The 21553-nt window shown below is 50.6% G+C and carries 14 protein-coding genes and 1 other RNA gene; 5 read left to right on the top strand and 10 right to left on the bottom strand.

What is annotated here, in order from left to right; all coding sequences use genetic code 11:
• The 7 genes from MN202_RS17965 to MN202_RS17935 all read right to left on the bottom strand — a co-directional run.
• Nucleotides 1-6140, bottom strand: a 6140-nt coding sequence (locus MN202_RS17965) for a chitobiase/beta-hexosaminidase C-terminal domain-containing protein (RefSeq protein WP_335737522.1), incomplete at its 3' end; no start/stop codon positions are given.
• Between the two features lie 20 nt (nt 6141-6160).
• Nucleotides 6161-6619, bottom strand: coding sequence for a hypothetical protein (locus tag MN202_RS17960; protein ID WP_335737521.1), 459 nt, complete (start codon nt 6617-6619; stop codon nt 6161-6163).
• Between the two features lie 10 nt (nt 6620-6629).
• Nucleotides 6630-7088 carry a hypothetical protein gene (locus MN202_RS17955; protein WP_335737520.1) on the bottom strand — a complete coding sequence of 153 codons (459 nt, stop codon included), beginning with the start codon at nt 7086-7088 and terminating at the stop codon, nt 6630-6632.
• A 547-nt stretch (nt 7089-7635) separates the two neighbouring features.
• Nucleotides 7636-8205 carry a BON domain-containing protein gene (locus tag MN202_RS17950; protein WP_335737519.1) on the bottom strand — a complete coding sequence of 190 codons (570 nt, stop codon included), beginning with the start codon at nt 8203-8205 and terminating at the stop codon, nt 7636-7638.
• On the bottom strand, nt 8202-8783 hold the full coding sequence (locus MN202_RS17945) for an SIS domain-containing protein (protein WP_335737518.1): 582 nt from the start codon (nt 8781-8783) through the stop codon (nt 8202-8204). The genes MN202_RS17950 and MN202_RS17945 overlap by 4 nt, the downstream gene beginning before the upstream one ends.
• A 21-nt stretch (nt 8784-8804) precedes the next feature.
• Complete coding sequence (locus MN202_RS17940; protein WP_335737517.1) at nt 8805-9152, bottom strand: YraN family protein; 348 nt, start codon at nt 9150-9152, stop codon at nt 8805-8807.
• Nucleotides 9153-9158: 6 nt separating this feature from the next.
• A complete protein-coding gene (locus MN202_RS17935; RefSeq protein ID WP_335737516.1) occupies nt 9159-10991 on the bottom strand; it encodes a penicillin-binding protein activator in 1833 nt (610 codons plus the stop codon).
• Nucleotides 10992-11077: 86 nt separating this feature from the next.
• On the opposite strand from MN202_RS17935, the gene rsmI reads away from it, so the two are divergent.
• Nucleotides 11078-11920: a 16S rRNA (cytidine(1402)-2'-O)-methyltransferase gene (gene rsmI, locus MN202_RS17930; protein WP_335737515.1), complete on the top strand. Its 843-nt coding sequence runs from the start codon at nt 11078-11080 to the stop codon at nt 11918-11920.
• A gap of 485 nt (nt 11921-12405) precedes the next feature.
• Nucleotides 12406-12774, top strand: an RNA gene (gene rnpB / locus MN202_RS17925) — RNase P RNA component class A.
• 19 nt (nt 12775-12793) lie between these two features.
• On the opposite strand, the gene MN202_RS17920 is transcribed toward rnpB, so the two are convergent.
• The gene (locus tag MN202_RS17920; RefSeq protein ID WP_335737514.1) at nt 12794-13420 is read right to left on the bottom strand and encodes a methylamine utilization protein; all 627 of its coding nucleotides are present in this window, start codon (nt 13418-13420) and stop codon (nt 12794-12796) included.
• Nucleotides 13421-13524: 104 nt separating this feature from the next.
• Between MN202_RS17920 and MN202_RS17915 the strand changes: the two genes are divergently transcribed.
• Entirely contained in the window at nt 13525-14766 is a 1242-nt protein-coding gene (locus tag MN202_RS17915) for a TonB-dependent receptor (RefSeq protein WP_335737513.1), read from the top strand.
• A 130-nt stretch (nt 14767-14896) separates the two neighbouring features.
• On the opposite strand, the gene MN202_RS17910 is transcribed toward MN202_RS17915, so the two are convergent.
• Nucleotides 14897-17734: a TonB-dependent receptor gene (locus tag MN202_RS17910; RefSeq protein WP_335737512.1), complete on the bottom strand. Its 2838-nt coding sequence runs from the start codon at nt 17732-17734 to the stop codon at nt 14897-14899.
• 256 nt (nt 17735-17990) lie between these two features.
• On the opposite strand from MN202_RS17910, the gene MN202_RS17905 reads away from it, so the two are divergent.
• Both MN202_RS17905 and MN202_RS17900 read left to right on the top strand, forming a co-directional pair.
• The gene (locus tag MN202_RS17905; protein WP_335737511.1) at nt 17991-19358 is read left to right on the top strand and encodes a C40 family peptidase; all 1368 of its coding nucleotides are present in this window, start codon (nt 17991-17993) and stop codon (nt 19356-19358) included.
• 12 nt (nt 19359-19370) lie between these two features.
• Complete coding sequence (locus tag MN202_RS17900) at nt 19371-20468, top strand: dipeptide epimerase (RefSeq protein WP_335737510.1); 1098 nt, start codon at nt 19371-19373, stop codon at nt 20466-20468.
• A gap of 32 nt (nt 20469-20500) precedes the next feature.
• Here the strand turns inward: MN202_RS17900 and MN202_RS17895 are convergent, their stop codons facing one another.
• Nucleotides 20501-21349 carry a MurR/RpiR family transcriptional regulator gene (locus tag MN202_RS17895; RefSeq protein WP_335737509.1) on the bottom strand — a complete coding sequence of 283 codons (849 nt, stop codon included), beginning with the start codon at nt 21347-21349 and terminating at the stop codon, nt 20501-20503.
• Between the last annotated feature and the right edge of the window lie 204 nt (nt 21350-21553).

Below are 21553 nucleotides of genomic sequence, written 5' to 3'. Positions count from 1 at the left end.
ATGCTCAGGCGGTTATCATGAGTTACTTTCTGGCCAGGGCGGTTTAGCTCGTCAAAACCACTGTATTCTGTCCAGGCAGGCGCACTGCCTTGCATATAGGGTTGTGATTCTGCCTCTAACCGGCCAGCCGCGTCATAGCGTTTATCGCGGTTTATCCAGTTGCCTTCAAAACCTTGTACCGCCGTGCGGATATCGCGACCGAGCATATCGAAGTACACCCGTTGCTGTGGCATGCCGCGCTGCTGGGTTACCTGCATCCAGACTGCCTGCTGGGGGGCATTGTTATCATAGCTGGTGCTGTCCAGCGCAACCCGTACTTCACCTGCGCCAGGCGTTTGTTGCGCGGTCATACGGCCAAACACATCATAACTAAACTGGGTTTGCAGGTTATTGGCATCGATACTTGATTGCACCAGGCCGGTTGCCGCTGAGGTTTTAGTGACTTGTGTATGCTGCGCCGGGTTAGTGGTGCGATAGACAAAGGCACCATCGGCGCGGGCAACGGTATCGCCATACTCCAGCGTGGTGGTGCGGCTGCTGCTTTGCCAATTGCCGGCCATGTCCATCACATCGGCTGTTTCTGTTAACGTTAGCGGTAAACCATAGGCATTAAAACTGGTAGTAATGGTTTTACTTCTGCTGCTATCAGAGGCAGTAACCGCTACCTGCTGTGGCTGGCGTGAGCTGTGAAAGTTGCTAAAGGTGGTGCGCACCCAGCTGTCAACATCAGGTGTAGCGCTGCTGTTATAGGGATCATTAGCATGGCGCTGTTGCACCGCATGGCTGGTAACGGTGCGGCTGCTGAGTTTATCCGGCCAGCTGGTGCTGCCATCAAATACCTGTGTCAGCGTTTTACTGTACAGGCCATAGTCATCCTCAGTGCTTTGTGTTTGTGTTAGCACATTGCCGTATACATCAACGGCACTTTGCTCGGTTTGCTGCACTGACAGCTGCACCTTGGATTGTAAATCGCGTTTAACCGTGGTGCTGTGCACAGGGTATACCGAATAACGGTGCTGGCCTTCGCCGCACTGCCACTGCTCGTTAGCGGTTACCGGGTCTGTTGAGACGCTACAACTGCCTGACTGAGCTTTATGCACAGTGTTCAGTGCCCAACGCTGTACGGTTTGCTCAAAGGCATCCTCTGCGCCACTGACATAAAACGCATCCTGGCCGGTGTTGGTGTAGTTGATATCAGATGACCAACCCTGGATCAGATTAAACTGCCCGCCCGGATATTCACTGCTACGGAACTTAAACAGGCCCTGCAAGCGGCCGGTAAACGGCATTTTTTGCAGGTAATCGGCATGCTCTATTATGCCTCTTGTCATATCTTGCTGGATAACCGAGCGAAAGCCAGAGAAACCTTTACCGGCATGGTTATACACCGCACCGCGATAGGCGTAGCGCTGCTGATTTTCGCCGCCGGTGCCGTTGCTTTGGCTAAAGTGGGATACCACGTACATGCTGGAGGCAAAATGGAAATGCTGATTGTCTGCCACATAATCGTGCGAGGTCGCATACAGCGGCAATTCATCTACCGTGTTTTGACCGCTGGATAATGGCAGATAATTCCAACGTGCGGTTTTGCCTGCAGCATCACTGACTGAAACCAGCGCGTCCATCATGGTCTGGCCGCTGCTGCTATCGCCAAGGTTGCGGTTTATCCAGGTACCGTATTGGCTGCCCAGCGGGCTGGTTGAGCCATTAAAACGCTGCACAGGCTCTGTTTCAAAGTTAAAGCGGGTGCCATAGGTAAACATCAGGTTGTCCAGGCCATTGCCGTAAGCGTCCACCGCGGCACTTTGCGTGGCAGAGCCAATCAGATCGGTAGGCACCAGAGCAACGCTCAGTTCACCGTTTTCTGCCAGGGTAAACTGCACTGCATTGTAGCGGTAGATACTTTCGTCAATGCTCTCTGCCGGGATTGGACTGGTAGCATGAGAGTTACCGTTAAAGCGCACCGCACCATACATGGCATCACCACAGAACTCTCTGGTGATAGTACGATTGCCCTCCATATCGCCATATATAATGCACGACTCAATTAAACGCTGACCGGGTACCAACAGCTCCGACTGGCCATCGTTATTGACATCCATTACCCTGAAAGCACCGCTGTACTTGGGGTAATAAATGGTTTGCTCTTCAGATGCATTCACCGCATTAATGGCATGGTAGGAGCGGCTTACCAGCCAGCTGGTATCGCCGCTGACATCTGCCAGTGGCGTAAAGGCTTTGCCGGTATTCAGTGAATACTGCAAGCCAGAGACGTCATTCCAGCCAATCCAGTCGGTTAAGCCGTCACTGTTAACGTCAATAAAGTAGCTAAAGTAGCTCCACTGATGCAATGTTGGCGCAAACGGCAGATTAACACTGCTAAAGCTTAGAGTGCTGCCATTCCAGCTGTTATACAGCACTTTGGCCGGCATGGACTGTGGGTAGGAATAAAAGCGGTTTTTGCTGTTCATTACGACTAAATCGGCCAGGCCGTCGCCATTCATATCGCCGGTTAGCTGCACTGAGGTTGTGGCAAAGCGCTCAGCCGGGCTACCGTCCAGTGCCGGGGTGTGTACCACAATGCCGCTACCAGCATAAGGCGCTAAGGTATTTTTTGAGTGCAGGTAAACGCGGTAATCCGGTGCGCTACCATTAACACGATACATCAGCAGATCAGGCCAGCCATCACCGTTAAAGTCAGCAAAACCTTCAATGCGATCCCTTCCCAGCGGCGAATTAGAGTTACCAGTAAGAGTAATGCCAGTATTAATCCATGACGCAGAAAGTGTTGCCCCCTCGCCATTGGTAATGGCCAAACGCAGCGTACTGCCAGTTTCATCTGTGCCGTCAGTACGGCCATCAAGGTTAAAATCGGCCTGATTACAGATATAGGTCTGGCGGTGATTATCGAAGTAACAGCCTGCCAGTTCAAAGTTGTGCGTGGCCTGCAAATTGTCTTCGGCATCAACAAAGTTGCCGTTCCAGTCGCGGCTGCCGTCACCGTTAACATCGCCGCGAGGCAGCGCCTGGGTAATGGTTCTGAAAGCGTCGTATCCGGCGTAAGGAACGTACTGCAGTGCATAACCGGCATGCTGCTCAGACCAATTAAATACTGTTGGTGCCAGGCAAGATTCTACTGCGCCATCAAAATAAGCGCATTCAGTTATCTGGCGCAGCAAGGTGCGGCCAGAGCCAGCGCTGACGCCGCCGTAACCAAGGCGATATTGGCGAACAGTGCCGCCGTCATAGGATGTAGTAATACTGGCTAAACGCTGGGTCTGCTGTACTTTACCACCAGCAACATAGCTTAATGTTTTGTCGTTACGGGCCTGATAAGCAAACTCAACCATGCCCCTGCCGTCGTCTGAACTGGCATTACCGGTATACATAATTTGGCTAAGCAACACTTCGGCCTGCGCGTTGTGCTGATAGACATAACGCATGGTATTTTTACCTGTTACATCCGCCACGCTCTGCAGTAACCATTGCTGGGTAATACTTTGGCCGGCTGGTACTACCTTGCCATTGCTGCTACTGCCAAACTGCAAGGTGCGACCAGAGGCTTCATACACGGTAAAGCTGCTAACGCTCTGGGCCATATCTCCGCCGTTTTGCACAACACGGCTCATATTGTCCATTTCCAGCGCGTACTCAGCACCATTGGTACCGTAAGTGCCGCTCACCAACATTAAACGGCTACCGTTGTAGCACAGCTTATCGCTGTTGGTCAGGGTAACGGCCCGGCTTATGCCATCTGTGGCAAAGCTGCTGCCACAGCGGCTTATGGCCGATGCAGCCTGTAAACTCCAGCCCATACCGGCTATACCATTGCCTGAGCGTGAACTGTAAGACAGCGCCACCGAAGGCTGCATACCGGCCCGGCCCGGTACGATGCTAATTGGAATTGTGTAGCCTGCCTGACCACCTGAAACGCCAGCCTCTGCTGCAATAACGCCCGGCACAACAGATGCCGACGGCTGATAGGGCGAGAAAGGTACACTAGATTCCGCAACGGTTGACTCAGTGCGCAGCGCCCAATCAGGTATTGCTGCGTTGATAACATATGCTGCGCTCGACTCAGCACTGGTTGAGGTGCCTTTAAAGGCTTTAGCTTTTAATGTCAAACTGGCGCTTACGGTTATAGGCGTCGCGTACTGGGCTGAACTTGTCGTTACGCTGCTACCGTCAAGCGTATAACGGATAATTGCATCCGTTGGTGTTGCCGTTAGTGTGACAGTCTGGGCACTGCTATAGGTACCGGCAGGTACACTAAACTGTGGCGTGCCGACTTCTACAGGAATGTCGATTACGTAGTTTCGAACGGTTTCTAAACCGCTATGTCCTGATTTGTATGCTCTGGCTTTAACGGTCCGGGTGGTGTTGACAGTAAACGGCACGGTGTACTGGGGTGAGGAGCTATTTACTGTGCTACCATCGACGGTATAGCGGATTACCGCGCCGCTAGTTGAAACACTCATGCTGACTGTCTGAGCACTGCTATATGTGCCGCTTAGCGGGGTGATTTGCGGCGTGTCGACTTCTACAGGGATATCTATTGTGTAGTTGCGGGTCTCTTGAGAGCCACTGTTTCCCGATTTATATGCTCTTGCTTTGACAGTGCGACTGGTGCTAACAGTAAAAGGCCCCGAATATAACGGTGAGCTTTCTGTAACATCGTTGCCATCCTGGGTGTAGCGAATTTGCGCACCGCCAGCGACGCTCATACTGACTGTCTGGGGACTGCTGTATCTGCCGCTTGGTGGGGTGATTTGCGGCGTGCCGACTTCTACAGGAATGTCTATTGTGTAGTTGCGGGTCTCTTGAGCGCCATAGGCACCAGATCTGAACGCTCTAGCCTTAACAGTGCGGCTGGTGCTGACGGTAAAGGGACCTGAATAAACCGGTGAACCCGCCGTGACATCACTGCCATCCTGGGTGTAGCGAATTTGATCGCCGCCTGCGACGCTGATATTGACGGTTTGAGCACTGCTGTATCTGCCGCTGGGCGGGGTAATTTGTGGTGTTGCCACAGAAATTGGTATTGGATACGGCGGTGTCGCTGCGCTAAATGCCGAACAGCCTTTAGTGTTACAGGCTCTGACTTCAAAGCTGTAAGTGCTGCCTTCTGTACCTGGGTAAGTCTTTGACGTGACGTTGCCGACGTTTTCTATTGTTGATGTACCATTTACGGTTTTTCGCACTTCATAGTAGGTTGCACGGATGTTGCCGTCCCAGCTAAGGTTCATTTGGCTGGCAGGTGGGCCGGGTATCATTTGCACACCTGTTGGCACCGTTGGCGGAATAATATAGGTGTGCTCTGCGCTTCTACTGCTAACGGCGGAGCAGTTCAGACCATTACATGCCTCAACGGTAAAGGAGTATGGTGTAAAAGGGATCGCAGGATAGGGATAGCTGGTTTGATCAGTGGTTCTTGGCGTTTGTGCCACCCCTGCAGCATAAGGTGTAATCAGATAATAGGTCGCACTTGTTGTATCACCATAGCTGAAGATGACTTCGTTGCTATTGCCGTCACGCACTCGAAGGTCGTTCGGCACCGGTGGGGCTTTGATAGTATACGCTGCTGAAGCGATATCGCTGTACATCAGTCCAGGTTTATGTGCCATCGCTCTGATGGTTATATTGTTGCTTAGTCGAATTGGCTGGCTGTATACCGCTGACGACGTGCTGGGGTTGGTGCCGTTTAGGGTGTAGTAAATCGTGGCTCCGCTAACTGCATTAATTGTCACATTGGTGCCAAAATATTGCTGGCTGCTCCCCGGCGAAAACGTGGGCGTTGCTGTTTTAGCTGGCATTTGAAACGGTACGCTATATGGCGAGTCAAATGAACACTCAGATGTATTGTCACAGGCATTCACGGCGTACTGATATACGCTCCCCGGTGCTCCGACAAAGTCGGCGGCTGTGTGGGTGACCGTTTTTACTGAGCTCCATTGGCCATCTTTAATTTGGATGACGTTATAGCGAGTAGCTCTGTTTACCGGGTCCCAATAAACACTCATCACGTTTGGATGATAGGTGAGCACCACCGTTGGTTGGTTGGGTCTTGCCGGAACAGCTTGCACTGCAAATGCAAAGAGGATCAGACAGATAGACGCCAGTTTAAGCAGCGTTTTAATCATAATTATTCGTCCCTGAAATGTTAGTCAGCGCGGGTCAGATGAGTGAGGTGCTGAAGCACCAAACTTTCATCAACACATTTGGTTAGTAGCTTTTGGGCATAATTAAAATCGTCTGTGACGATCACCACCGACTGATTGTTTGCACTCAAAGAAAATTCAATGTGGGCCGCACCGAAGCCTACGCTTTCATCAGACAATTGATAGCTATCCAGCCGGGTGCCTTCGAATTCTGCTGAATGCATTAGTTTGAGATAGTCATGCTCGGCATATTTCTTTGGCTGAATATCGAAGTTATAAAATGCAATCACCTCAAGACTTTTATCATTTTTAAAGTTTCTAAAGTGATGAACAGCTGTCGGTTCGTCCGCTGTTTTGTAGTAACCAGGGATTACCCAATCGCAACCGGCAAAATCTTTAATGGTTTTCGCCGACAGAGGCGCGGCAATTAGCAGAAAGCTAAGCAGTGTCAGTTTTTTCATCTGAATGTCCTTATTCAATTAACTTAGTGCACTCAGCTTGTAGCTGGGTTAACGAAATTGCTGTTACAACTTGACCGGAAGGGCATGCAGGAACATCACTGCGATAGTCTACGAATTGAGAAGGTACGCTAAGCGGGCGAATACGACTGCTTGCCGGCTCGCCACAGACAACGATAGAGGTATCTGGTGAGACTAATAATATGGCTGAGCCCAACGGACAAACATACCTAGAATCCTTCTGCGCTTTTATTTGCACAATAGACAAAGGATCAACGGTTAAGGGCGCACATAATGCCCGTGGAGTATCACTGGTTAAATGTACACCTGTCATCACTCCTGCGCCGCAGCCTATACCGACAAACCCTTTTACTTGTGCTATGCCGGCTTGTTTAAATTCAATTAACTCTGCCTCGTTTGCCCCTGAGAAAAGGCTTAGAAAGAGGCAGAGAACTATCTTTTTAGGCACCATGTATACCCCGTAAATCAGTAATAAAAGTAATAAACACGACTTATCGGTGAGTGATAAGTGCCATGCTCAGTAAATATCCTGAAAGCTTACGGTTAAGTTGGGCAATGCCAGTAACACAGGCATTATGGCTTTGTAGATTGCAGAACCTTTTTGTAATAGCTGTTGAAAAAGCAACTAACAGCTGCGCTACGAAATTCCCTCTACACTTAATCCTTAAGGTTTCAACTGCAGCTTCACCGCTATTTTATTGCAAGAAAAATGGGCAAAACCGAGGTGTACTTTAAGTTTGTGCGCAAATAAAAAATTGATAAATTTCTTATTTTAAATTTATTAAAAGTTAATGTATGTGAATTATTGGTGTGTTTTGATGTGTGGGTGAAGCTATGTTTTTAACGGTGACTTGTTAGCAGAAGGTTTTATCGGATTTGTGCGTGTTGTTGAAGAAATGAACGTAACTAAGCTTAATAAGTAGCTAAGTAGTGTTGCAGTTTAGATGGTTAACAAAGTTCTAAACATTTATTCAGAACTTTGCTGAGACTAGGTGGAATTAACGGATCTCAAAAGCGCGTATCACGCGGGCGACGCCTTCTACATGACGGGTAATTTCTACTGCATTGGCGGCTTCCTGCTCGCTGACGATGCCCATTAAAAACACTTCAGCGTTTTCTGTCACTACTTTGATATTTAAACCGCTGACTTGCTTGTCGGCCAGCAGCTGGGTTTTTACTTTGGTTGAGATCCAGCTGTCGCGAGTGCGGGTAGTCAGGGCGGTGTTATTGCCGAGCCGGATCTGGTTTTGTACATCGCGCACGCCATCGAGCTGGCGCACCAGTGCCTGCGCCTGCTGGCGGATTTGCTCATTGCGGGTTTGGCCGGTTAGCAGGATCACGCCGTTGTAGCTGGTGACATTGATATTGCTGCCTTCAGCGGTAACTGCGTTATCGGCCAGCGCGCGCTGCGCTTTTAACACCACGTTTTTATCGTCTATCTGTGCGCCCAGCGTGCGTCTGTCGTTGGCGGCTGTTACTGCGCCGGCGCCACCTGCAACGACGGCTGCGGCACAGCCTTGTAATAATGCCAGCAGTGTTAGGGCGGCTATTAATTTAATCCGGTTCATACATCTCCTTGTTGCGGAAATAAGGTTAATTCTATTACCTCACACAGGCTGTGCAGTATAAAGGTAAAGCATTCAAATATACGTGCCGGCCGGTGCGCCGGTACTTTTAATTCCACGTCTTGCTGGTTTAACAAGCCCGACAGTTCGACATTACCGTCGACGGTAAGGGCGACTATTTTCATATCATTGGTTAGTGCAGCTTCGACTGCTTTTATTAAGCTGGGTTCACTGCCACTGGCCGATACTACCAGTAACACATCATTATTTTGCCCTAAGGCTTTAATTTGCCGGGCCAGGTAGTCGTGCTGCTGATGTTGCTGCAGGCTGTTGCTGTATTGCTGCAATGCCAGTGCCGGCAAGCAGGGGCGATCGGTTTCAAATTTATCCAGCAGTAACTGGGCAAAGTGGCTGGCCAGGCCGGCGGTAGCGCCGTCACCACAGCATATTACCTTACCGCCACTCACCAAATTGTGCACTATGACCAGGGCGGCGTTTTCCAGCGAACCTGACAGGCTTTCGCCTGCGGCGATCATGGTTTGAATATTTTCACTGAATAACTGACGAATATGTTCCTGCATTACGGTTTCCTGCCACTAGAACTACTGTGAAATTGCATTTTTCAGCCACTGATACTGATATGGAGCCGCGCCTTCTATCGCCAGCACGTCCAACCGGCATGGCTGGTCGCTTAAGCGAAACTGTTGCAAATACCAGCGACAGCTGCGCAGCAGCTTTTGTTGTTTGCTATAGCTTACGGCAGCAAGAGCGCCGCCAAAGGCAGTGCTGGCACGGTACTTTACTTCAATAAAAACCAGCGTAGCGCCGTCGCGCATAATTAAGTCTATTTCACCGGTTTTACACTGAAAATTTTGCTGCACCAGGCTAAGCCCCTGCTGTTGCAGATAACTCAGCGCCAGTTGTTCGTACAGTTGCCCCAGTTTATTCATGCTTGCTTAGGGTTCCTGCAACGAGCGTAAGCGATTATTGCGGTAAGTGGCCCAGCTTAACTGCCGCACCAGGCTACCATCGTTGTCCAGCCGTAACTGTCCGGTAAGGCCGGAAAATACCGCTGCCGGCAATTGTTGCTGCTGGCGCAAACTGCCCAGCAGTTTATAAGCATCAAAGCCCATGGCAAACAAACGCTGCAGGGTTTCATCCTGCTCAGCGAATATTTGCTGATATTGCTGGCGTAGCTGTACGCTGTTTTGCTCGCCCAGTAACCAGGGCATTTCAGTAAAGGTCAGGCCGTTTAAGTCTCGCACGTCGGTGCTGTCTACTCTGGTGCTGTGGCTGCGTGAGCTGGCATACACCGGTAATTTTGGCGCTGTCGGGCTAACGGAGACATCAACAAAGGGTTTAAACAGCCGGGTCTGCACCGGGTCGGCAATCAGGTAAATGGCATCAATGTCCAGCCGGCTGTGTGGTTCGGCTTCCACTTTGTCGCTGATCAGATTTTTAATGCTGCTTAGCCGCTCACGGCTACGATCGGTTTCCAGCAATTTGTTAATCAGGCTGTCCAGATCGGCTTTGGCGTTAAACTGATAATGCTCTGGCGTGTCGTGGCCAAACTGGCGCCACTGGCTGATAAACCGCTGCTGCATACGCAAACTGATATTACTGGCGGCACTGATTATAACCGGCCGGCGGTAATTTTTTTGCTGAAACAGCTGTGCCATTTGCGTGGCTTCATCTTCCATACTCAGGGCAAAATAATAACGTTCGGCTTTGGCAGCGGTGGCACTGTCTTTGCTGTTCAAAAATAACGTTGGCCACGGCCAGTCGCTTGCCTGGCTAATGCTGTCTACCTGATCTTTAAGCAGGGGCCCAATAACAAAGTCGGCCTGCGCCTGGCCAACCTGCTGCACCAGCGCCGCTATAGGTTGCTGGCTGTCAATAAAGGTGAGTTCGGCGTTATTTTGCAGGCTGGCGGCCGACAAAATGCCGTATTGCACCGCCTGGGCGTGCTGGCTGAACTGGCCGGACAGCGGCAGCAATACGGCAATACGTTGCGGCTGATAGGGCGTCAGGCTTAACAGTTGCAATGCTGCTTCGGGTAACGGATGGCCGGCTGTCAGGCCCGGATAGCGCTGTTGCCACTGCGCAAACGCCTGCTGTAGCTGTTGCGGCTGGCCGATATAACGCCGGCTTAACTGTGCCAGACTTAACCAGCCCAGGCTGTATTGGTTGGCGCCAATGCGCAGCGCATCCAGCTGGCTGTCGCTCAGTGCGGCCAGATTTTGCCACAATAAGGCGTACTGCTGCGGCTGGGCGTCGTGATCAACGGGATTTTGCGTTAGCTGCAAAAGCAGTTTGCTGGCTTGCAGGTAGCGTAACTGTGATGTCAGATATTGTGCCGACAACCAGAGAAACTGAGGCTGGTCTGCATCTGCTACGTCAGTTAAAGCTGTATTATCAATTAATTGGCTGGTACGGCTATGTTGTGCTGTCGCCAGATAAGCTTGCAGCAAAGGCAGCATTAACTGGCGCTGTATCAGCGGATAGGCACTTAACCGCAGGCTTTCTGTTATCGCCAGCGCCAGTTTATTGTCCTGTTCAGCTAAGGCCTGGCGGGCGGCTTTTAGCAGATGGTAATGCTGTGCCTCGCCTTCATAGCGCCCCGCCTGCGCATAGAGCACGCGGGCCGAGACCTGGGGTTCGGTGCTGCTGTCGCTTTGCCCGGTTTGCTGCGGTGCCGATGTCGGAGTGTGTTTTGGCCCTGAGGTACAGCTTAATAACAGGCTGCTGATACAGAGAAATAACAGGGGCTTTAATTTGCTGGAAGTCACAATGCACAGTACCATAGCGAAACAATGGTCTTATCTTACTGAGACTGCCGGTTAAGCTCAAACAAATAGCGTGTTTAAATTAGATAATGGCAAAAGAAAACGGTTTTTTATATGTAGTGGCCACGCCGATTGGCAACCTGGACGATATTAGCCAGCGCGCTATCAATACCCTGCAGCAAGTGGGCTGGATAGCTGCAGAAGACACCCGCCACACCGGGCGTTTATTGTCGCACCTTGGCATCAGCGCTAAAACCATAGCGCTGCATGATCACAATGAAAAGCAACGCGCTGCCGGCATCATTGAAAAATGTCTGGCCGGTGACAGTGTGGCCTTGGTGTCTGATGCCGGTACGCCGCTGATAAGCGATCCCGGCTACAGTTTAGTGCGCCAGTGCCGTGACGCCGGGGTGCGGGTGATCCCTATACCAGGCCCCTGTGCATTAATTACCGCCTTATGCGCCGCGGGTTTACCGACCGATAAATTTCATTTTATCGGTTTTCTGTTGCCAAAAAGCCAGCAGCGGCAAAACCAGCTGGCAGAAGTACCCGCCGGTGTCGGCACCATTATTTGTTACGACACCGCCCGGCGCATTAAAGACACGCTGCAGGATGTGGTGGCGGTATTTGGCAGTGATCGCGAGCTGGTGCTGGCCAAAGAGCTAACCAAAACTTTTGAGCATCTGGAATACGGCACAGCAGCACAGATCACGGCCTGGCTTGAGGCCGATCCACAGCGCTGTCAGGGTGAAATGGTATTAATGATAGCGCCAACGCCAAAAGCCGACAGCGAAGTGTCTGAGGCTGAAGTGAGCACCCTAAAGCTGTTACTTGGTGAGTTACCACTAAAAAAAGCCGCGGCGTTAACGGCACAAATTCATGGCGGTAAGAAAAACGCGCTTTACGAACTGGCCTTGAGCTGGAAAAAATAACTGGCAAAGCAGGGGCTTCTCAGCCCCTGTCGACAAGTAATATTCACTTTTATGACAGTTTCTGCTCGTTGTCTAGCATAGAATTTAGACGACTTTCTATGCGCTGAAGCTTTCTCTCAACAGTATTAAGTTTGTCTTGATTTTCCTCGGCTAACCGAACAATTTTCGCCACTCTCAGATACAACACCCAACAAAGGACAGGTATTAAAAACCACAAAGCTATAGAAGCTAAAGTACCTATTAATCCTAAGAAATCTAAAGAACTCATAATATAAAAACCATTATTTGTGCATAAAAATTAGACAGTGTTAACCAGCAGGATTGCTAATAGTTCTCTGTCTTGCTTGATACTTTTTTCTGCTTTTAAGCTTAATTTAAACACTATTGAATTCCAAGTTTACTTTTTGGTTACATGTTTGCCTGCGTTATAATTGGGTTAGCCAATTTACTGGCGGAGCTGCTTAAAAAGGGTATAATTGCGGCCGTGAGTTGGCCAAGACAATCGCTGCCTGCGTAAGCAGGGGGAGGAAAGTCCGGGCTCCACAGGGCAGGGTGCCAGGTAACGCCTGGGGGGCGTGAGCCTACGACCAGTGCAACAGAGAGCAAACCGCCGATGGCCCGCGTAAGTGGGATCAGGTAAGGGTGAAAGGGTGCGGTAAGAGCGCACCGCGCGGCTGGTAACAGTTCGTGGCACGGTAAACTCCACCCGGAGCAAGATCAAATAGGCCCCCTTTGGCGCGGCCCGCGTTGGGGGCGGGTAGATTGCTTGAGGCTTAAGGCGACTTAAGTCCTAGAGGAATGATTGTCACTCTGGCAACAGAGCACAGAACCCGGCTTAATGGCCGGCTCACACCTTTTACCGGCTGGCGGCTGTTAATAGTCGCCAAAGCCCCGCTTCGGCGCCTTTGGTAAGGCTTGCTGCATGATGTTTAAATTAATTTGCTTCTGCTGATTACCCAGGCTCAGGTTAATAGCCTGGCTGTCCGGCGTTTGCTGCTGCCAGGGATGCCATAAACTGAGCTGAAACTCTGCCGCTGGCAGATCAGCAAAATGTACCTGACCGTTGGCGTCGGTTACCGCCGTGTAGCGACTGGCGCTGACATAAATATACGCCAGCATGTTGTCATGAATATTGCACCCCAGCGTTACCACACCGGGCTGATCAAATAACACCGGCGCTTCCGGTTTACCGGCGTACAAGCGCAATTCAAACGTTTTCGCTTTCGAAAATGAATACACATGGTGGCGGGTTTTATCCAGATTGGGAAATTCGACCAGACTACCCTGGGCGACTACGCTGACAAAAGGCTGAAAATTCAAACCTTGCTGGATCACCTGGGCATTGTCGGGTGCCGCTGCTGCAGGGTATTGGCTGTTAACCAACTCTATTACCGTGTACGGCAAAGGTTTTTGCTCGGCATCGGTTACTGTAATATCCAGTGTTACGGCGGCCAACCGGGCTGAAAAAGCCAGCAAGGCCAGCACTAAGCATTTTTGCATAACGGCACGTTGCATAACTGCGCTTATAGTTGTAGTTGCGTAATATTGTTTCACGATAGTACATTCGATAAAGAAAAGCACCGAAAACATCTTAGAGAGTACTGATGATAAAACCTGATCTGCGCTGTGTGCTGGCGTTGTTGTGTTACCCACTGGCCGCAAATGTAGCTGCGCAGGAGCTAACCTTTACTGCCAAAGGTGAGCTGCAGTGGTCGCAAACAGAACCGCAAGCCAGAACTACCAAAAATTGGTTTAATGCCGGTACTGGCCAATTGCACTATGCCGAACAGGCAATTTCGTTGGGGCCGCAGTATATAAGCGTTGACGCCGCCAGCGACACGGCATTTTCAGCCAGGCTGAACGCGCAGTGGCATGCCAAACCTGAAGGTGGAGTTTCAGTAACCGAAGCCTGGATAAACTGGGCTCCCTTGCCGGTAGCGGGCTATCGTGTACGCGGCCGGCTGGGCTATTTTTATCCGCAGATGTCACTGGAAAATACCGACACAGCCTGGACTTCACCATACAGCAGCACGTTTTCGGCCATTAATAGCTGGTTTGCAGAAGAGATCCGCACTCGCGGTGGCGAATTAAGCCTGAGCCGGCCCGGTAGCTTTTTTCAGTCAAATCATAGTTGGACTGCGGTGGCCGGGGCGTTTCAGGGTAATGATCCGGCCGGCACTATTCTGGCCTGGCGCGGCTTTGCCCTGCATAATTTGCAAACCGGCCTTGGCGAGCGTGTTAATTTTGCCCGTTACCCCAGTTTACAAAGCGCACCGCTTGAGATGCAAAATGCCTGGGTAGAACCCACCCGCGAGTTAGATCACCGCACTGGTTATTATGTCGGTGTACATTGGCAGCATTTACAACAAAGCCGGGTTAGGGCCTACTACTACGACAATCAGGGCGACCCATTGCAGTTTAGCCATCAACAATATGCCTGGCGAACCCGTTTTACCAGCCTGGCTATGCAACATGTGATTAATGACAACTGGCAGCTGGTGGCGCAGTGGTTAGCTGGTGATACGCTAATGGGGCCCTCAGTTGTTGCGGCTGATTTTGCAGCCTGGTTTGTGCTGGCAAACTGGCAGCACAATGAGTTCAGCGTCACGTTGCGCTATGATGATTTTCAGGTAACCGATAAAGACAGCACTATTGGTGATGACAACAACGGCCACGGCCAGGCTGTGTTGCTGGCGTTAACCTACCGCTTAAATAACCGGCTTAGCCTTAGTGCGGAACATCTGCAGTTAAACAGTGTGCAGCACAACCGGCAGCAGCAATGGCCCTGGCCGGCAAAACAACGGCAGAGCTTAACAAAGCTAGTGCTAACCTGGCGCTGGCAATAAAAAAGCCCGCACAAGGCGGGCTGAAAATACCAGGAACAGCTGGGAGGCTATGACACGTTATACCCACGCAACATAGCTATCGTCCATGACAAAGGTCAGCACCTTACTGATAGCAAGGTGCTGAAAAGGCTTACATAAACTTATATTCCAACAACAGGGTATAAGCACGGCCACGCGGATCGGCGATACGTGGTTCCCAGGCAGCACCGGCAGCAAAGTCGTTTTGGTGCGCGGTAAATGGCGGATCTTCATCAAACAGGTTTTTGATGCCGAAAGTCACTTTCATATCATCAATACCGCCATAAGTTACGCTGTAGTTGTAAGTAATATACTCATCAACATTTGGGTCCCACTGCGCAGGTACATAGGTACCGTTGCGTACGCTTACCGGCAACTCGTCTTTATAGCCATCGCGGTATAACTGGGTCAGGCTGTGGCTCCAGTCACCACGGACATAACTGAAGTTAAGCGTGTGCTTCCATTTAATGGGCAGGTTGTAGTAGCGCACATATTCGCCGACCAGGTTTTCACTGTACGGCAGGCTGTCGATGCCCTTGCTTTTAAAGGTGTCGATATAGCTGCCATTCAGGTTGACTTTCCAGGCGCCACCGGCCAGTTCACCGGTTAGGTTAACGTCCAGCTCAATCCCCTGAGTCAGGGTACCGCCGGAGTTAATGTAACGGCGGTCAATGGCGACCACATCACCGCTGGGATTGCGCAGCCAGTTGCCGGCAAACAGGTCGTAGTTTTCAATCAGTACGTCGCGTGGTGCTGAGCGGATAGTGTCAGTGCGCTCAATTTCCCACCAGTCCAGGCTAAAGTTAAAGTTGTCAGTTGGCACAACGACAAAGCCCAGGCTCTTTTGTTCAGACTCTTCCGGGTCCAAATCTTCTTTACCACCAAACAGTTCTACCGGTTGAATACGCTCACAACCCGGGGTGGTTTCATCGGCTACGCCACCAGGGCAGGTTGCCGGATCGGCTAAATCCAGGCCGGTGTATTGCGACTCGGTGATACCGTTAAACAACTGGTTAAAGGAGGGTACTTTAAAGCCGGTACTAAAAGCACCGCGGATCAACAACTGCTCTAACGGCCGGTAGCTAAAGGCTATTTTCGGGTTAGTGGTGCTACCAAAGCCGTCATACTTGTCATAGCGGCCGGCTAGTGTCACTTCCAGATTGTCCAGCACTGGCAGGTAGAATTCCGCAAACACCGCTTTAATGTCACGGCTGACTTTATCCAGCACGTTGGCGTTGTCGAACGGGGCATTAAACACCGGCCGCATTTCAGCGCGCTCATCGCCGTTAAATTTGAATTCTTCACGACGTAAATCGGTGCCGAAGGCCATCATAATATTGCCACCCGGCAATTCAAGCGGCAGCTCACCTGAGAAGGTAGCGTCGATTTGGGTCATGATTGACTCGCCGCCATACAGTTTTACACCATAAGCCGACGCGGCATTTAGCGCTGCCATGCCTTCAGCCGTCTGGCTTTGGCCCGGCAGTAAAAACGGGTTAATTAAACCGCTGCCCAGCACTTGCTGTAACTCGGCAGTGTAATGATAACCGGTACCCAGTGTTGAATCCGACTCGCTGGACGCACGGGAAATACCGACGTTGTAATCCCAGTTTGCCACTACGCCTTCAAAAGCGGCCAGAAAGCGGTAAGCCTTGGTGGTGGTATCAATTTCACGCGGGCCACAGGCAATACAGCGCCAGCGGTAGGCAATACGTTCGCCATAATTAAGCTGATCGGCACCAAAGTAATCGGCCAGGGCGTTATAAATGCCATCGTAGGCAACGCCTGTGCTGGGGTACCAGGTGGCTGGACCAAAGGTTGAACCCGGAGAGATCTGGTTTGGTTCAAAGGCTTTACTGACATCTACCTGTGATGCGACAAACTCAATGGTAGCCATATGCTCTTCGGCCAGTTTAAAGCTGGCGCGGCCGATAAAGTCGATGCTTTCCTGCGGTTGCTGAATACGTGCCGCTGCCGGGTAGTCGTAAGCACAGGCATAACGGGACGATTCTGAGCTCCACAATTTTTGATCGTAAGGCCCCATCATGTCACCGCCGCTTTCACAGCCAGCGGCGCCGGGCAGGTCGAGGATATTCACAGCAATTACAGACTGGCCATCCAGCGGATCGGTTAAACCGGTGCCAATCAGGTTAGGCTGGGTCGCGCCGCGGTTAAATACAGTAGCAAACGGCGTACCGCGGGTGTCGGGCGCTAAACCACGCTCGGGCTGAAAGGTATTCGAAAAATCACGGTCATTACCGGCCAGAACTTCGTTTTTCTTGTACGACAGGGTGCCGAAAACGTTCCAGCCGTCTTTATTGATATCGCCGGTACCAAATAGCAGGTTAGTGCGGTAAATATTGCCGCCGCCCGCTTCGGTATGGTCAACAAAAGCTGACGCCTCAGCACCGGTATAGTCTTCTTTGGTAATAAAGTTGATAACACCGCCAATAGCATCGGTACCGTATACGGCAGAGGCGCCGTCACGCAGCACTTCAACCCGCTCCAGCGCCGCAAACGGAATGGAGTTTAAGTCTACTGCCCGGCCTTTTAAGCCATGGGTTGCTACCCGGCGACCGTTAAGCAGTACCAGGGTTGCATCGGCGCCCTGACCACGCAGGTTGGCACCTGAGACACCATTATTACCCCGTTGCTCTTCTGATACTATGCCGCCATTACTGGCCAGGTTATCAGATGAGTTACCGGCAATATTCATTTGCAGTAATAACTGCTCTGCTGACGTAATACCGGCGGCATCTATTTCGGCACGGCTAAATACGGTAATGGGCAAGGCACCTTCAATGGCGGTGCGTTTGATACTGGAACCGGTAACACGTATGCGTTCTACTTTGGCATCGCTGCTGTCAGTTTGTGGTTCAACGTCCTGGGCATATAACTGTGTACTCAGACCGGCGAGGGCTAGAGCCTGAATTAGTTTGTTCAACTTCATTGCGTTCTCTCCTGGATTTGCAGGTGTGTCTTATTATCGCTATCCATCAGTTTCGGGTTCTGTTGCCCGTTGTTTATGCTGAGGTGCCAGATGTTTAATTTCTGCACAAAATTAACATAGCAATATTTCTTTCCTTTGGAAAATAAATTATGCTTAATTTTGTAAATTATTGGAATATTTCATTCCTGTTGCGCAAACTGTTACCGGTTATTTACAACTAAAGCAATGAAAAATAACGGTATAAAAGGAATACTGCATGCTAAAAACACTTGGGCTACTCTGTTGCATCAGCAGTTTGTTGGTTGAGGCAGCGGTACTACCCTTTAGCTCAGATGTACCGCTGTTAACTGCAGATCATCTGCACAGCCATTACTGGCTGACAAGCAACAAACACGACCAGTTGTTGCTGAGTCCGCAACACATTACCGAGCGCAATAGCCAAACGTTTAAGTTACAGCCCGAGCTGCAAGCTCTGCAAAACTTACCTGTGATACTAAGCAAAGCAGAACTGGCCGCTAAAATACAGCGGGTTAGTACAAAAGCCGGGACCAGCCGTTTTTATGCTGATGGCACAGAGCTGGACGATTCAGACTGGCAACGTTACCAGGCGTTGCTGGCACTGGACACACTGCAGCCGGCTAATGCGGTACAGTTCGGTTTAGTGGTAAAGCGTACCGCGCTGCGGGCCTTTCCTACGGTAGATCGGGTATTTAACCAGCAGATGAATACCGATTTGGATCGTTTTAGTGAAACCGCATTGTTTCCGGCAGAGCCGGTGGCGGTGTTGCATAAAAGCCGCGACGCTAACTGGTTGCTGGTGCAAAGCTACAACTACAGCGGTTGGGTACTTAGCCGCGATATCGCCATTGGCGACAGACAGCAAATTCTGGCCTATAGCCAGCGTGAGCCTTTTCTGGTGGTGACCGGCGCTAAAATCAGCACGGCATTTAACCCGGAGATCAGCGCGATTTCTGAGCTGCAGCTGGAGATGGGCGTTCGGCTGCCGTTACTCAGTGCGGCTGATACCGGCCATAAGCTGTACGGTCAGAACCCGGCGGCCAGTTATATAGTGCAGCTGCCGCAACGGCTGCATGATGGCAGTTTAAGCCTGATCCCGGCGCTGATCCCACGCAGCAGCGATGTCAGCATCGGTTATCTGGCTTTTACCGAGCGCAATATTGTTGGCCAGGCGTTTAAGTTTCTTGGTGAACGTTATGGCTGGGGCCATGACTACAATGGCCGGGATTGCACCGGCTTTATTTCAGAGATTTTTCGCAGTTTTGGTCTGCTGATGCCACGTAACTCGGGGCAGCAGGGCAATGGCAGCTACGGGCGTAATACCCGTTTTACTGCCGACAGCAGCCCCAGCGACAAGCTGGCCGCGCTGGCACAGCTACAAATAGGCGATTTACTGTATTTCCCTGGCCATGTTGCCTTGTATCTGGGCCACAGCAACAATGAGGTTTTTATGATCCATGACGTTAATACCCTGATATATCCTGTACAAGGCGGCATGTACCACGGCAGTTTAAATGGAGTGGCAGTGACGCCACTGCAACCTTTGTATGCTAATGCCCAGCAGTCTTATCTGCAGGCGCTTTATGCTATTAAATCACTGCGGTAACCGGAGCATACTATGAAAATCACCGACATTAAGCTGGGTATGTTACGTATACCACTGAAAACTCCTTTTAAAACGGCACTGCGCACGGTTAATACCATTGAAGATGTGGTGGTGATGATTGAAACCGATACCGGCCACACCGGCTATGGCGAAGCGCCGGCGACGGCGGTGATCACCGGCGATATTCATGGGTCGATTATCGGTGCCATCCGTACGGTAATAAAGCCGAAACTGCTGGGGCAGGACATTGCCGACCTGAATCATATTATCCGTCTGATCCAAAATTGCATTATCAAAAACTACAGCGCCAAAGCTGCGGTAGAAATGGCGGTGTACGATCTGTTTGCCCAACTGTATCAGGCACCGCTGTATAAAATTCTCGGTGGTGGCGTGCCGAATATAACGACCGATATTACTATCAGTGTCGACTATATCGACAAGATGGTTGCCGACTCGCTGGCCGCAGTAAATTTAGGTTTTGAAACGCTGAAAGTAAAAGTGGGCAAAGATATCGGCGTAGATATTGAACGGGTAAAAGCCATTTACGCAGCGGTAGAAGGCAAGGCGCTGATCCGGCTGGATGCTAATCAGGGCTGGACAGCCAAAGAAGCCGTGTATGCGTTGCGTAAGCTGGAAGATGCCGGTGTGCGGCTGGAATTAGTCGAGCAGCCGGTAAAAGCTTACGATTTGGAAGGGCTGAAATATATTACCGAACGCGTGCATACGCCGGTGATGGCCGATGAAAGCAGTTTTGGCCCGCGTGAAGTAATAGAGCTGATTAAAATGCGTGCGGCCGATATTATCAATATCAAACTGATGAAAACCGGCGGTATCGCTAACGCGATTAAAATTGCCGATATCTGCTCATTTTACGATATGCAATGCATGATAGGCTGTATGCTCGAAGGCAGTATCAGTGTCGCAGCTGCGGTGCATGTGGCCGTGGCAAAATCCGATGTGATTACCAAAATTGATCTGGACGGCCCGTCATTGTGTTTGTTTGACCCGGTAAAAAGCAGTGTCACCTTTAACAATGCCGATATTACCATTGACGACGTGCCCGGCCTGGGTATTACCGCGATTGACGGTTTAGAGATGTTACCGGACTAAAGCCGGCTGACAGACCGGCTTGATAAGCGGCTTTATTGCTGTTCCAGTAAATCCAGCAGTTTGCTGCTTTCTTCCAGCAGATGGTCATTGTTTTGCCGCTGGCAAAGCAGCAAATACAATATATGACACAGATGCTGCTGTGCCAGTTGTACCAGCAGCGCATTAAGCCGCACATTTTCATCGCCACTCAGCGCATATAACGCTATATCGGCGGCCAGACTTAGCGCATTGGTTTTAAAGCTGGTCAGGCTGATGATACGGATCTGACGTTGGCGGGCGAAACGGGCCAGTTTCAGTAAATCGGCATTCTGGCCCGATTCTGAAATCAGCAACAGCACGCTGTGCTGACTCAGCGTGCTGGCCAGTTGCAATGCAATTGCCGGGTCGGTATGCAGTAAGGCCAGCTTACCCAACTGCAGCAGCCTGAATTGCATATCGTGCGCCACTATGCCGGATTGGCCAAAGCCGGCGATCAGTACTTTGTCGGTTTGCAACAGACAGTCACTGGCATCACGCAGCGCCTTTTCGTCATTAATTTCTAAAATGCCGCGCAAATGGCTATGCAAACTAAATTGCAGCTGCTCTACCAGGGTTTTAATGTCACTTTGCTGTTGTCCCTGCTCGTGGCTATCGCTGCGTTGCAGGGTAGAAGCGGTAATCACCGCTTCATTAACGGCCAATTTTAAATCAGGATAGCCTTTGTAACCGAGCTTCTGACAAAACTTTACCACGCTGGACTGGCTGGTACCGACCGCATCCGCCAACTGCTGCGAGGAATAATCCCGTAGCAAATGGGCGTTATCCAGAATAAAATCCGCCAGTTTGCGCTCGATAATCGACATCTGTTCCAGCATGCCGCGGATTTTCAGTAAACACACCATAAAGCCGGATCCTTGTGTTGCTTAAACCAGATGTGGGAATTTGTTATTAGTATACCAAAGCAGTATTGAATAATTTATTCCGCCTTGGCAAGTCAGCGCAGAAAAAAGCAGCATATTTTGATTGACTGTACATAAAAACAGGGCTGTTTGATGTCGCTTTTGATCTAACTCCACTTTTTCCCACCAAAATCATCATCTTTGCTG

It is taken from the genome of Rheinheimera muenzenbergensis, from assembly GCF_036984005.1.
Taxonomy (GTDB): domain Bacteria; phylum Pseudomonadota; class Gammaproteobacteria; order Enterobacterales; family Alteromonadaceae; genus Alishewanella; species Alishewanella muenzenbergensis.
Note: the sequence above shows the minus strand (reverse complement) of the source record. Positions and strands in the feature narration are given on the sequence as shown.